The sequence below is a fragment of the Dokdonia sp. Hel_I_63 genome (genome assembly GCF_007827285.1).
Taxonomy (GTDB): Bacteria; Bacteroidota; Bacteroidia; order Flavobacteriales; family Flavobacteriaceae; genus Dokdonia.
The window spans coordinates 893,676-908,289 of record NZ_VISD01000001.1 but is presented as its reverse complement, the minus strand read 5'-3'; the positions used below and the strand labels follow the sequence as shown (position 1 = coordinate 908,289).

General features: G+C 37.7%; 12 protein-coding genes. 6 read left to right on the top strand and 6 right to left on the bottom strand.

From position 1 onward, the window contains the following. Nucleotides 1–23: 23 nt before the first annotated feature. The 4 genes from JM84_RS04045 to JM84_RS04030 all read right to left on the bottom strand — a co-directional run bounded on the left by JM84_RS04045 (nt 24) and on the right by JM84_RS04030 (nt 3,260). Nucleotides 24–1,202 (bottom strand): acyl-CoA dehydrogenase family protein, encoded by a 1,179-nt coding sequence (locus JM84_RS04045; RefSeq protein ID WP_013750337.1) that lies wholly within the window; start codon nt 1,200–1,202, stop codon nt 24–26. A 58-nt stretch (nt 1,203–1,260) separates the two neighbouring features. Then, nucleotides 1,261–1,965 (bottom strand): tRNA1(Val) (adenine(37)-N6)-methyltransferase, encoded by a 705-nt coding sequence (locus JM84_RS04040; RefSeq protein WP_237699381.1) that lies wholly within the window; start codon nt 1,963–1,965, stop codon nt 1,261–1,263. Nucleotides 1,966–2,022: 57 nt separating this feature from the next. Continuing rightward, entirely contained in the window at nt 2,023–2,547 is a 525-nt protein-coding gene (rimM, locus tag JM84_RS04035; RefSeq protein WP_013750339.1) for a ribosome maturation factor RimM, read from the bottom strand. Between the two features lie 197 nt (nt 2,548–2,744). After that, the gene (locus JM84_RS04030) at nt 2,745–3,260 is read right to left on the bottom strand and encodes a 30S ribosomal protein S16 (RefSeq protein ID WP_013750340.1); all 516 of its coding nucleotides are present in this window, start codon (nt 3,258–3,260) and stop codon (nt 2,745–2,747) included. A 130-nt stretch (nt 3,261–3,390) separates the two neighbouring features. On the opposite strand from JM84_RS04030, the gene JM84_RS04025 reads away from it, so the two are divergent. The 3 genes from JM84_RS04025 (at nt 3,391) to dnaE (ending at nt 9,562) form a co-directional block, all read left to right on the top strand. After that, nucleotides 3,391–4,203 (top strand): DUF6252 family protein, encoded by an 813-nt coding sequence (locus tag JM84_RS04025; protein WP_013750341.1) that lies wholly within the window; start codon nt 3,391–3,393, stop codon nt 4,201–4,203. A 375-nt stretch (nt 4,204–4,578) separates the two neighbouring features. After that, entirely contained in the window at nt 4,579–5,025 is a 447-nt protein-coding gene (locus tag JM84_RS04020; protein WP_013750342.1) for a ferritin-like domain-containing protein, read from the top strand. Nucleotides 5,026–5,170: 145 nt separating this feature from the next. After that, complete coding sequence (dnaE, locus tag JM84_RS04015; protein WP_144782867.1) at nt 5,171–9,562, top strand: DNA polymerase III subunit alpha; 4,392 nt, start codon at nt 5,171–5,173, stop codon at nt 9,560–9,562. 4 nt (nt 9,563–9,566) lie between these two features. Here dnaE and JM84_RS04010 read toward each other — a convergent pair whose 3' ends face one another. Then, nucleotides 9,567–9,974, bottom strand: a complete 408-nt coding sequence (locus JM84_RS04010; protein WP_013750344.1) for a hypothetical protein — start codon at nt 9,972–9,974, stop codon at nt 9,567–9,569. Nucleotides 9,975–10,244: 270 nt separating this feature from the next. Here JM84_RS04010 and JM84_RS15365 point away from each other — a divergent pair, with 270 nt between their 5' ends. Genes JM84_RS15365 through JM84_RS04000 form a run of 3 tightly spaced genes read left to right on the top strand, consistent with a single transcriptional unit; the run spans nt 10,245 to nt 13,032 of the window. Next, entirely contained in the window at nt 10,245–10,397 is a 153-nt protein-coding gene (locus JM84_RS15365; protein WP_013750345.1) for a hypothetical protein, read from the top strand. 49 nt (nt 10,398–10,446) lie between these two features. After that, nucleotides 10,447–12,357, top strand: coding sequence for an ATP-binding protein (locus JM84_RS04005; protein ID WP_013750346.1), 1,911 nt, complete (start codon nt 10,447–10,449; stop codon nt 12,355–12,357). Between the two features lie 9 nt (nt 12,358–12,366). Continuing rightward, entirely contained in the window at nt 12,367–13,032 is a 666-nt protein-coding gene (locus JM84_RS04000; protein WP_013750347.1) for a response regulator transcription factor, read from the top strand. A gap of 291 nt (nt 13,033–13,323) precedes the next feature. Here the strand turns inward: JM84_RS04000 and odhB are convergent, their stop codons facing one another. Beyond that, on the bottom strand, nt 13,324–14,574 hold the full coding sequence (odhB, locus tag JM84_RS03995) for a 2-oxoglutarate dehydrogenase complex dihydrolipoyllysine-residue succinyltransferase (protein WP_041295617.1): 1,251 nt from the start codon (nt 14,572–14,574) through the stop codon (nt 13,324–13,326). Between the last annotated feature and the right edge of the window lie 40 nt (nt 14,575–14,614).

Here is a 14,614-nt window from a genome sequence, read left to right as displayed (position 1 = left end):
CATTTTATTTGTGATCTGAACCACTATTTAAAAGCATTCTCGCCTGTGATATCTAAGCCTGTTATCAGAAGGTGAATATCATGTGTTCCTTCATAAGTAATCACACTCTCAAGATTCATCATGTGGCGCATGATACTGTATTCTCCAGTAATTCCCATACCACCTAATATCTGTCGTGCTTCGCGAGCAATTTTTAAGGCCATTTCAACATTATTACGTTTTGCCATTGAGATTTGAGCAGAGGTTGCTCTATCTTCATTTTTAAGTTGGCCTAATCTTAGCGCAAGCAATTGCGCCTTTGTAATCTCTGTGATCATCTCTGCAAGCTTCTTTTGTTGCAGTTGGAATGCAGCAATAGGCTTCCCAAACTGGATACGCTCTTTTGCGTAGCGCAACGCAGTATCATAACAATCCATTGCAGCGCCTATAGCTCCCCAAGCAATACCATAACGAGCCGAATCAAGACAACCTAACGGCGCGCCTAATCCGGATTTATTAGGTAATAAATTTTCTTTAGGAACTTTTACATCTTGAAAAATTAATTCTCCTGTAGCACTTGCTCTGAGTGACCATTTATTGTGTGTCTCTGGAGTAGAAAATCCTTCCATTCCTCTTTCTACTATAAGTCCGTGTATGCGCCCTTCTTCATTCTTTGCCCATACTACAGCCACATCACAAAAAGGACTGTTTGAAATCCATAATTTGGCTCCATTGAGAAGATAGTGGTCTCCCATATCTTTAAAATTTGTCACCATTCCACTAGGGTTAGATCCGTGATCTGGTTCTGTAAGCCCAAAGGATCCCATAAATTCGCCAGAAGCTAGTTTTGGTAAAAACTTGTTACGCTGCTCTTCAGAACCATACTTGTATATTGGATACATAACTAGTGATGATTGTACAGATGCAGTAGATCGTACACCAGAGTCACCACGCTCTATCTCTTGCATGATAAGACCATAAGAAATTTGATCTAAGCCAGCACCACCATATTGTTCAGGAATATAAGGACCAAAAGCTCCTATCTCTGCGAGACCAGGAATGATTGATTTTGGAAATTTTGCATCTTGTGCAGCTTGTTCGATTATAGGAGAAACATCTCGCTTAACCCACGCACGCGCAGCATCTCGTATTAACTTATGTTCTTCGGTAAGAAGGTCATCTATATTGTAATAATCGGGAGCTTCAAAAAGATCTGGTTTCATAGCATATATTTTAGCAAAGTAAAAATAACGAAAACGTTTTCACTGCCCAAAATTCCTACTACATTTTGAGATAGAAGTCTTTAACTAGAGAAATGTAGTCATCTGTATAATCTTGACGTTTATACTCAATAGTAAGTTCTGTGGTGTTTGGTACGCTTTCGCGAAAGCGGAACTCCATCAAACTCCTTTTAATAGGCGAAGTTGGGTTCCCCTTTACTCGTGTAATTCTAGAGGGAAATAAACCAGCACGAGAACATAACAATATAAAGTCATCCTCCCTTTCATGAGGAATAATCACACTAAACGCCCCATCTTCTGATAGTAACTTTGCCACGGCACCTACGAGTAATTCAAAAGGCATTGACTCTTCTAAGCGTGCTTGTTCTCTAGCTTCTATAGCTGCTCCATCTTTAATAGAACGTGAACGCTGCAACGCTGTAGACTCATCATTGAGCGTTTCCATATAAAAGGGTGGATTGCAGACAATGAGGTCGTACTCATCATCTATCTCTGCTGCAAATTCGTATAAATGCGCATGATAACAAAAGAGTCTGTCTCCCCACACACTATTTTCAAAGTTATCTGCGGCCTGCTCATAAGCGCTATCATCTAGCTCTACAGCGTCTACAGTCATAGCATCACTGCGTTGCGCAAGCATTAATGCGATAACACCAGTACCAGTGCCTATATCTAATATACTATCTGGATACTGAGCCACTGAAGTCCAAGCGCCAAGCAATACACCATCTGTGCCTATTTTCATAGCGCAGCGATTTTGGGCTACCGTAAATTCTTTAAATTGAAAAGGTTTTAAAGACATCTACAGGTATAGATCAATCAGTCCATCAGGAAGTTCGAAGTGCATTTGCTTGTTTTCGCGGTCTACTTTCTTGATAAACTCGTCTACCATAGGTATAAGCACTTGACTACCATCTCTGTCAATTTCAAAAATAGCCTGCGTGTTACTATCGTTTACATATGTGATTGTACCTATCTCACCAAAGTCTTTATCTACGGCAGTAAATCCTACTACCTCATGGAAGTAAAATTGATCTCCCTTTAACTCAGGTAGTAAGTCTAGTGGCAAGTACAGACCTGCGCCTATCATATCATCTGCATCCTCTTCTGTATCTATATCTTCAAATTTTACTCGAAGTAAACTAGATTTATGTAACTGAGAAGACTCTATAAAATATGGTACAAGACTAGGACCAAAATCAATAAACACAGAGTCCATGTCTACGTATATTTCTGGTTCGTCAGTATCAAGTTTAGCAAGGAGTTCTCCTTTAAAGCTATACTTTCTAACTATTTTTCCGAGGTAGAAACAATCTTCTTTTTTCATAGGGTGTAAAAATACGGGATATCTTATAAAAAGACGTAAAAGTTAATCGATAAGCAATCTCACATTGCCAGCATATTCTATAAGAGACTTTGCAAGCAATTAAGTGGTAATAAACATAGACCATAAAAAATGCCCCAATAATTAAATTAGGGCATTTTCAAAATGTTGCGAAAGCATTACACTTCCACTAGCTTTTTTTACTCTTCAGAATCTGAAGCTGCTGCTTCACCTTCTGCAGGCGCATCTTCAGTCTCTGCAACCACTTCTGGTTGAGCTGCTGCGATACGAGCCTCATTTACAGCTTTTTCAGCTGCAAGAGCTTCTGATTTTGCTTTTTCTTCTGCTTGAGAAAGATTTCCTTTCTTAGCTTCTACTTTACCAGCTTTCTCCTCTACCCAAGCATTAAATTTTTCTTCTGCTTGCTCTTCAGTAAGTGCACCTTTACGTACACCACCAGCTAGGTGATTTTTAAGCATTGCTCCTTTATAAGAAAGAAGACGCTTTGCAGTCTCAGTAGGCTGCGCTCCGTTTTGTAACCAAGTTACAGCAAGATCAACATCAAGATCAATTGTTGCTGGGTTACTGTTAGGATTGTAAGTACCTATTTTCTCTAAGTATTTACCATCTCTCTTTGCGCGAGCATCTGCTGCTACAACCCAGTAAAAAGGTTTACCTTTCTTACCGTGTCTCTGTAATCTAATTTTAACTGACATAAAAGTTAATTTGTGGGGTACCCGACCCCGTTTTTAAATAAGTCTGCAAATATACTATAATTTTTCTGGCACTCATCACGTTATATCTTTAATATAAAGTACTTTTGCCCTCTATTTTTGAATTTTGATTATGCGTAATTTTCTTTTTGCTCTCATCTCTATTATCACATTTATTTCTTGTAGTACCATAGAAGATAACACACCTGCACTTCAAGGGGTGCGTGATACTGTGTTACTGCGCACTCAAGACAGTCGAGCAATCTTTAATGAAGACGGTGATTTATTAATACGTGGAGAACGCGGTGCAGAGGTAATAAGCTTTCAAATAAAAAATCAAGCGCAGACTCAAATTACATTTGGCGGTCAGAATAATCCTAGTATCGCAACCTATATAGATGAAAATGGCAAAGTATTCACTACTGAGTCATCACAAGCCAGTGGTTTATTAGACTTTTCATTTAATGGAAGCAGTGCGGTGACTGGTAATTTTAAATTTACTGCATTTACTCCATCTTTTTCAGATACTGTAGTATTTAGTAAAGGTGTTGTTTATAGAGTACCTATCCTTACTCCAGTAGTAATTCAACCAGAAATTGAGGATGTAGATGATAATTTTGAAGCTCTTATCAATACAACGGTTTTTAACTCAATAGTTATCAATCATGTTGTCTCTGGTAATGTTCTTACGGTTTTAGGCCGCACATCTTCAACAAATATAGCGGTAAGTTTTCCTCTTAATAGCAATCCTGGCACTTACAACATAGGATCTAACCCTGATTTTTCTGCCGCTTATACAACTCCTTCTGGAATCTCAAATGCCATATCTGGTGAGATTACAATCATAGCAAATGATCAAGAAAACAATATTGCTGTTGGAACATTTAGCTTTATGACTGCTGAAGGTTTTTCAATTACCGACGGTTCATTCACCATCAATTACTAGTGTACTCAACAATGCGTTTCTCATTTAATGCGTAACTAATTTTATAGGCATCTGCTTTCATCTTATAGCCTCTCGTTCTAAATTAAAATGATTTTCTCCACTAGGTAGCTATCATAATTATCTAACAACTACCCGTATCTTAGGCTAAGAAACCTAAATTATCAAGAAAGACTGTTTACTAACTTATAACCATTCTGTTTTACCAGTGCTACTTTCCATTGCTTCCCGCCTTATCATACTATTAAGACAATTAACATCGATTTACGTTAAAAGAAGCCAATTATAAACCGTTCTGGTTAAAGGTAGTTAAACTACTTCTGTATAGTGTTTTATGCTCATATCTTTACATCAATACTAACAACAAAAACACACATTATGAACTATACAGAAGAAGTTGCAAATAAATTAAATAGTCTATTAACTAAGTCATACGATGCAGAAGCTGGATACAAAAAAGCAGCAGAAAATGTAAAAAATCGCGGACTAAAAAACTTTTTTCAAAACCGTGCACAAGACAGATATAACTTTGGACATGAAATTAAGGAAGAAGTAAGAAGTTTTGGACAAGAAGTAGATAAGGGAACAAGCTTCCAAGCAGATATGCACAGAGCATGGATGGACGTAAAAACTGCCTTTTCTACAGATGATGACGAGTCAACACTAGAAGAAGCGATTCGTGGAGAAAAAGCTTCAGTAGAAGCATATAATGAAGTGCTAGCAGAGACGTCCCTACCTAGCTCAACGAGAAGTATACTAGAGAAGCAACGCAATAGCATTCAGAGTGCATTAAATGAGGTAAAAACTTTAGAAGAGTGGGCATAAGCAATTTATAGAGCTTATATAAAATTTAAAATCCAGCCATAATGGCTGGATTTTTTTTGTGCATAAAAGTTGATAACTCATAGCCGTAATCTCATGTAAAAAGCACTAAAATGTAGTACTTTTCATATCCACTTTTTCTACGCCTATGTACCTTATTTTTGACACCGAAACCACAGGACTTCCTAAAAACTGGAATGCTCCACTTACAGACTCAGATAACTGGCCTAGAGCGATTCAAATCGCTTGGCAGTTACACGATGAGATGGGTAACGTCATAGAGCATCAAGATTATCTTATCAAGCCAGATGGATTTGATATTCCTTATGATGCAGAGCGCATACACGGCATCTCCACAGCACTTGCCGAAAGAGACGGAATTGAACTTTCCGAAGTACTCTCAAAATTTAATATTGCACTTTCAAAATCAAAGTATGTTGTAGGTCAGAATGTTGGTTTTGATACAAATATCATGGGAGCCGAGTTTCACAGACTCAACATAGGTAATGATCTTCAAGAGTTACCAGTGCTAGACACTTGTACAGAAAAAACAGCGACATTGTGCCAGCTACCTGGAGGACGTGGTGGTAAATTTAAATTACCTACGCTTACAGAATTACACAAACACCTGTTTGGCGAAGGATTTGGTGAGGCGCACAATGCCACGGCAGATGTGGAGGCAACTACTCGTTGCTTTCTAGAGCTTATACGCCAGCGAGTTTACACAAAAGAAGAGCTAGACGTTGCGCCAGATTATTTTGAAAGATTCTCCCAATCTAATCCGCAGCCTATTACTTTTATTGGGCTTAAGCACATAAATCTTAAGAAAGCTTCTGCAAAAATTGCTCAAGCGCTCGCTGCTCAAGATGATACTCCAGAAATTTCTAAGGCAGAGATAGAAGAAAATAAAGAACAACTTTCTGATGTAAAGTTTGCTCACCTTCACAACCACTCTCAGTTCTCTATATTACAATCTACTGCGAGCGTTCAAGATATTGTAAAAGCCGCTGCACTACATAAAATGCCTGCTGTCGCTATGACAGACATGGGTAACATGATGGGGGCTTTTCACTTTACAAAAGCGGTAAAAAGTCATAACGCTTTCGCGAAAGCGGAAAATGCAAAACTCACAGAAGCAGGAGAAGCAGAAGAGCATGTACCACTTAAAGCCATCATAGGTTGTGAGTTTAATGTATGTGTTGATCACAAAAACAAGAGCCAAAAGGACAATGGATACCAGATTGTCATTTTAGCCAAAAATAAAAACGGATATCAAAACCTCTGTAAAATGGCTTCTATAGCCTACACAGATGGTTTTTATTACGTTCCTCGTATAGACAAGCAAGTTATTGAGCAGTACAAAGAAGATCTTATTGTACTTACCGGAAATCTATATGGTGAAGTGCCAAGTAAGATTCTTAATGTAGGAGAAAAACAAGCCGAAGAGGCCCTTATTTGGTGGAAAGAACAATTTGGTGACGACCTTTATGTTGAGATCATGCGTCACGGGCAAGAAGATGAAGATCGTGTGATGCCTGTTTTAATTACGCTTTCGCGAAAGCATGATGTAAAACTTATCGCGTCTAACAATACATTCTACATTGATAAGTCTGATGCAGATGCGCATGATGTTTTATTATGTGTAAAAGATGGTGAAAAAGTAGCCACCCCAAAAGGTCGCGGTAGAGGATATCGTTTTGGATTACCTAATGACGAATACTACTTTAAGAGTGCAGATGAGATGAAAACGCTCTTTGCAGATGTACCTGAAGCCATTCTTAATGTACAGGAGGTAGTAAATAAAATCGAATCTTACGAGCTTGCTCGTGACGTACTTCTTCCTGCATTTGACATTCCAGAAGAATTTGTTTCTCCAGAAGATGCTATTGACGGAGGAAAACGAGGTGAAAATGCATTTCTGAAACATCTTGTTTATGAAGGAGCAAAAAAGCGTTACGGAGAAGAACTCTCTGAAGAAGTTATAGAGCGCCTAGACTTTGAGCTAGATGTTATTGAAAAGACGGGTTACCCTGGATACTTTCTGATTGTAGAGGATTTTATACGAGAAGCTCGTAATATGGACGTTTCGGTAGGTCCAGGACGTGGATCTGCAGCGGGATCTGTGGCAGCATACTGTTTATGGATTACAAATATTGATCCGCTTAAGTATGATTTACTTTTTGAGCGTTTCTTAAATCCGGATCGTGTAAGTATGCCCGATATTGATATTGACTTTGATGATGAAGGTCGCGGGCGAGTAATGCAATATGTAATTGACAAATACGGCGCAAATCAAGTAGCACAGATTATCACTTACGGTACTATGGCTGCAAAGTCATCCATACGTGACACCTCCAGAGCACTAGATTTATCCCTAGGTGATGCAGATAGAATAGCTAAGCTCATCCCTACGATGAGTAAGCTTAGAAAGATTTTTGGTAAAACAGATGCAGAGCTACGTAGTGCTTTTAGGTCTGACGATTTACCTAAAGTTCAAGAACTAATTACACTAGAACAAGCAGATAATCTTGAAGGGCAGATGCTACGTCAAGCAAGACAGCTTGAAGGATCTGTGCGTAACACGGGAATTCATGCCTGTGGGGTAATTATCACACCTAGTGATATTACAAATTTTGTTCCTGTAGCACTTGCAAAAGATTCTGATCTCTACGTAACACAATTTGATAACTCCGTCGTAGAGGAAGCTGGGCTACTTAAAATGGACTTCTTGGGTCTGAAGACACTTACTTTAATAAAAGACACTGTAAAGCTCGTGAAGTATCGTCACGACGTAGATCTCGATCCAGAGAGTTTTCCTCTTGACGATGAGAAAACATATGAACTTTTCCAGCGTGGTGATACTGTAGGTATATTTCAATATGAATCACCTGGGATGCAAAAGCACATGCAATCGCTCAAACCTACCGTGTTTGAGGATCTAATTGCAATGAATGCATTATATCGTCCTGGGCCTATGGAATATATCCCATCTTTCGTAAGAAGAAAGCACGGGGAAGAAGAGATAGAATATGACCTTCCTGCCATGGAAGAGTATCTTAAGGAAACGTACGGTATTACTGTCTACCAAGAGCAAGTAATGCTACTTTCTCAAAAACTAGCCGACTTTACAAAGGGTGAGGCCGATGTACTTCGTAAGGCAATGGGTAAGAAGCAAATTGCCGTTCTTGATAAAATGAAGCCTAAGTTTATAGAGCAAGCTTCTGCGAAAGGGCATGACCCAGAAAAACTAGAAAAAATCTGGAAAGACTGGGAGGCATTTGCCGCTTATGCATTTAATAAGTCACACTCTACATGTTATGCATGGATTGCATACCAAACTGCATACTTAAAAGCCCACTACCCTGCCGAGTATCTAGCTGCTGTACTATCTAATAACATGAACGACATCAAGCAAGTTACCTTCTTTATGGAAGAGGCAAAACGTATGGGTCTTGAAGTATTGGGTCCAGATGTAAATGAATCTTTCAGAAAATTTACGGTAAATGACAATGGTGCTGTACGTTTCGGTATGGGTGCCGTAAAGGGTGTAGGTACCGGAGCCGTCGCGACTATTGTAGAAAATAGAAAGGATGGAAATTATAAATCTGTCTTTGACTTTGCTCGTCGTGTAGATTTGCGTGCTGCAAATAAAAAAGCTTTTGAAAGTCTCGCTCTTGCTGGAGGATTTGATGAACTAGATAGAAATACACACCGAGCTCAATTCTTTAACCATGATGGTGATGGTATAACTTTCTTAGAAAAAGCAGTAAAATATGGTGCGCGTTACCAAGAAAATGAAAATAGCTCACAAGTAAGTCTTTTTGGAGAATCAAGCGAAGTCCAAATACCAGAACCCGAAGTTCCTCCATGTGAAGAATGGGGAACAATGGAAAAACTAAAGCGCGAGAAGGAGGTAGTAGGAGTTTATATCTCTGGCCACCCACTTGATGACTTTAAAACAGAAATGGAGACATTTTGTAATGCGACTGTTGCGCACTTTAGTCAGATGGAATCTTTTATAAATCGAGAGCTCACCTTTGGCGGTGTAATCTCTGATGTACAACATCGCGTTTCCAAAAATGGGAAAGGATGGGCCGCTTTTACTGTTGAAGATTTTACAGATACCTTCGAGTTTAGAATGTTTGGAGAAGAGTACCTCAAGATGCGTCACTTTTTAATTCCTAATAGCTTTATACACGCAAAAGTGTTCATAAAAGATGGCTTTACAAATAGGGAAACTGGAAGAAAAAGTGATCCAAGAACGCAGTTTAATAGCATCCAGCAACTGCAGGATGTGATGGAAACAAATGCTAAGAAACTAACCATTAATATTGACATTAATGAAGTTGCAGAAGCTCGTATTGAAGAAATAAAGGATATTCTTGACCTACATGTAGGCGAGGCCAAACTTCACTTTCAAGTCTTTGAACCACTTGAAAAACTCTTTGTAAAAATGCCTAGTAAACGCATGAAAGTAAAAATTTGCCAAGAGCTTCTTGACACCTTAGAAGAAAATAGCGTTCATTATAAATTAAACTAATATGCTAAGCACTTTGTAAAATTTCTTTAGATGACTGAGATACAGCCTCTCTTCTTATTTTAATGGTAACTACATCTCTGTGGCAATCTCCATATACTACATAAGTAGCAGTGTGCACAGCAGAGCTATGTTTTCTATTTAATGAACTATGGTGAATTAAAAATGCAGCATAGTTAGGGTAACGCATGAATTTGCACAGCGACTCGATTATTCTTGATTTTGGGGTTAGCTCTCCCTCATCATTTTCTTTATAATGATTGTAGTAATTTAAAAGTGTTCGTCTTGACACTTGAATTTTGTAATCTTCCCACAATACATCTACTAAATAATTTGCCCATTGGGTTTTTGTAGCTGCTGGTGTTTCTGCATTTGCTTTTGCAAAGGCAGATAACACAATTTCTCTGTACATCATAACGCCTTATTTTTTGGTAAACATCTTTTATGGAATTTCTTTTCCATGAAATTTCCACACACATTAATCTCCTAATTGTTTATTTGTATAAACAATTAGTTTACAGCCATTAAGGTACGTCAAGTCGATAAAATTATATAAAGGAAATACGTAAAAGACTACGCTTTTCTTGAAAATAAATAATTGACTCTAACATTAAATTTCACCAAACCGCCCAAATCAATATTGACTTCACTAAAAATTATTTCTAATTCTAAAATTTACAACACTATGAAAACTACACTTTACTTTTTACTACTAGCTTTTTTTACTATAAATTTTTCATCATGTACTCCAGATGAAATAAGTGATAGGAGCGATCATATTGAGCGAGCAACCGATGTAGGAGGAAATGAGGAAGATCCAGATGATAGCGGTGAATAAGAGGTAAATTAAACGGTACGCTATTTTACTAATTTTGTATTTTAGAGGAATGAAACGTGATGTATCATTCCTCTTTTTAATTGTTTTATTTTGCTCAACTTCAAGCCTTAGTTTTGCATCAAACGTATCGCAATTAGATAGCATAATTAAGTACAGAAAAATAAGTGAAGACAAGAAGTTATCGATAGGTGAAAGGATTAAAGCTATAGATAGCGCGATATACCTAGCACAAAACGCAACAGACTCAACATTACTATCTCAACTTGCCTATAAAACTAGAATCTATAGTAATGGAAAAGATTACGATAGTGCCATTACACAAACTAGATTACTACTAGATAAGTCCAAAACATTAAACAATGCATATTATCAAGCTATAGCATACAATAAACTAGGCTGGTATCTCAATGTAAAGCAAGAACCTATACCAGCTTTTACATCTTATGTAAAGGCCATTGATCTCTTTGCAGAGGTAGGAGATAGCTTAAGTGTTATCAAGGTTTCCAAAAGAGCAAGCTTTATTCAAGCAGATCAAGGAGATTACGACGGAGCAGAGTATACAATAGTTAATGCTTTAAAATATGGCGATGCTGTAAAAAACATATCAGAATTAGCATGGCTCTATGATATTTTAGGCAGAGTATATCGTCAGCGTGCACTTTGGGAAGAGGCTGTAAACTATCATAAAAAAGCACTACAGTTTGAAGATAGCCCCGTATCGAAAGCTTCATTGTTGAATAATTATGGATTGACTTTAATACTTGCAGGTAATTTTGAAGAAGCGATTATACAACTTGAGATTGCTCTTGGATATGGAGAAGTAATAAGCAAGAATACGAGACTAAGACTTTTAGATAACTTTGCTTTCGCGAAAGGGAAACTCGACGATCCAACAGCTATTAGCCTTCTTGAACAAGTGTTATTATCAAGAGGAAAAATAAATGACATAGATGGAGAATATGCAAGTAATATGCATCTCTCAGAAATTCACAAAAGCAGAGGTAATAATGAAAAGTCACGGTTCCATGCACAAGAAGCATATGACCTTGCATTAAAATTAAACAACCCACAAGCTGTTATTAAAGCGCTCGATCTTTTAATTCCCGTCACAAGGAAATCTTCCTCTTTATTTGAAGAATATGTAGTTTTATCAGACTCCCTAAAGAATGCTCAAAACAAAGCCAAGTTTGAATTTGCTAAGCTTCGTTATGATGTAGAAAAAGCAGAGGAGAGAGAATCTATTGCGATACAGTCACAATCTGCTAGTAAACAAAGAGAGGAAACGGCTGTGAGAAAACGTAACTGGGCCTTAACAGCACTTCTTGGACTTGGTCTACTAGCCTTTTTCTGGATATTATATCAAAAAGAGCGCTCAAAGAAACAACGCCTACAAGATCAATACAATACTGAGAAACGTTTGGCCAAAAAACTCCACGATGAGTTGGCCAATGAAATTTATTTAGTCATGTCACAACTGGAAAGTGACACCACCACACCTCAAGTATCCGAAAAATTAGATCATATTTATAAGATGAGTAGGGATTTATCTAGAGAGACGCAACCCATACAAACAGATAGCACATTCCCCAAGGCACTATCTATGAGTTTGCAAACATATATCACAGCGCATAGAAAATTAATTTTGAAAGGCCTAGAATCTGTGCAATGGGACTTAATAGCTCCTACAAAAAAAGTGGAAATTTATCGTGTTTTACAAGAGCTTATGACTAATATGAGGAAGCATAGCAAAGCCTCCTTTATAGCATTAGTTTTTAAACACGAAGACAATATTCTTACTATCAATTACAGTGACAATGGAGTTGGAACAACATTATCACCAGATAAGCGAAATGCTGGACTTAATAATATTGAATCTCGAATAGATGCTATAAACGGTCAAATCACTTTTGAATCTAAGTTGAATGAAGGATTTAGAGCAGCACTTACTGTTACTACATAACTAATATTTATGTTTAAAAAAATATTAATAGCCGAAGATATAGATAGCATACAGCTAGGCGTATCATCTATAGTAAATCAATTTAAAATTCCTACCATCACGCATGCCCAATATTGCGATGATGCGTTCTTATATTTTAAAAATAGTCTAGCAGCAAATGAACCCTACGATTTACTCATTACAGACCTATCATTTAAGGAATCTCATCGCAAAGAGCGATTAACTTCAGGAGCAGATCTTTTAAAAGCCCTAAAAGCAGAGTACCCCTCTATTAAAGTCATTGTATACACCATGGAAGATCACCCTCAAAGATTCGTAAACCTTTGGAATACTAGACTTATAGACGCTTACGTATGCAAAGATCGTCATGGACTAGAAAACCTAAGGGAGGCCATGGAACTAGTTTTTAAAAATGAAACTTACATTACTCAATCACTAGCAGACACAGTAAAACAAAAAAATCTTGTCGAACTCGATAACTATGACATGGAACTCCTCAATCTTCTAGCAAAAGGGGCAACACAAGATGAGATACAATTTCATTTTAAATCTAAGAACATGAAGCCCAATAGCAGAAGTTCCATAGAAAAAAGATTAAGGGAACTGCGCAATGAATTTGGGGCAAAAACCACCATTCATCTCATAAGAATACTTGCAGATTTACATCTTTTGTGATTTTTTTTGAAAAAATTTAGCCCAAATAAAGGAAATGCGTAAAATTTTATCTCCATCCACTACTATCTTTATAACACCCTACAGTTTCTCTTCCAAGAGAATAATTTTATTAAGTACATGTAATTGATTTTTTTGGAAGAAACTGCGTGGCATAATTTGATTATGCTAGTGTGATTATTTTACGGTCCCCCAACCAAAAAACACCTTGTCGATGTACCGACAGGTGTTTTTTTTGCAAACAAAAAAGTCTGCTCGAAAGCAGACTTTTTTGAAAATTTAGATGATATCAGATTACATTTCTAATGCCTTCTTGATATCTCCATTCATTAATATATTGATAGGATCTTCTAACGCCTCTTTTACTGCTACTAAGAATCCTACAGATTCTTTACCATCGATTATACGGTGATCGTAAGATAATGCTACATACATAATAGGCGCTACAACGATACCACCGTCTATTACAACAGGACGCTCTACAATGTTGTGCATTCCTAATATTCCAGATTGTGGTGGATTGATTATAGGAGTAGATAACATAGAACCAAATACACCTCCGTTTGAGATAGTAAACGTTCCTCCTGTCATTTCATCTACTGTAATCTGTCCATCACGAGCTCTTATTGCAAGTCTCTTCACTTCGCTTTCTACACCTCTAAAAGAGAGGTTCTCCACATTACGCATAACAGGCACCATTAAACCTTTTGGTCCAGATACAGCGATAGAGATGTCTTTATAATCAAAAGTAATCATCTCCTTACCATCTATCATACTATTAACAGAAGGATACATTTCTAATGCTCTTACTACAGCTAGTGTAAAGAAAGACATAAATCCAAGTCCTACACCATGCTTCGCTTTGAAGTCTTCTTTGTATTCCTTACGAAGATCAAAAATAGCCTGCATATTTACCTCATTAAAGGTAGTAAGCATTGCAGTGGTATTCTTTGCCTCTACTAGACGCTCTGCTACTTTACGACGTAACATTGATAGCTTAGTACGAGATTCTCCACGAGCTCCAGGTCCAGGAGTTCCCATAGATGGTCTTGCATTTACAGCATCGTCCTTAGTGATACGTCCATCACGACCTGTACCTGTAACAGTTTTAGGATCGATATCTTTTTCTGCAAGCACTTTCTTTGCGGCAGGGCTAGCAGATCCAGATGCATACGTTTTTTGAGTTTCTGCAGGAGCTTTTGCTCCAGTGTCTGCAGTTTTTGCTTGTTCCTTCTTAAGGTTCTCTTCTACATTTGCATCACCACCACCTTCGTCACCACCTTCATAAGTAGTAGTTGCTGGAGCCTCTGCAGATGTATCAATAAGACACACAACGGCACCAACCTCAACAGCATCACCTTCTTCGGCTTTAAGGGTAATTACTCCACTTGCTTCTGCAGGTAGTTCTAAAGTTGCTTTGTCACTGTCTACTTCGGCAATAGCCTGATCTTTTTCTACATAATCGCCGTCTGCAACGAGCCATTGTGCGATTTCAACTTCTGTGATGGATTCTCCCGGTGAAGGGACTTTCATTTCTAAAACCATAGTTGTTATAATTACGCTTTCGCGAAAGCGGAGTTTAATT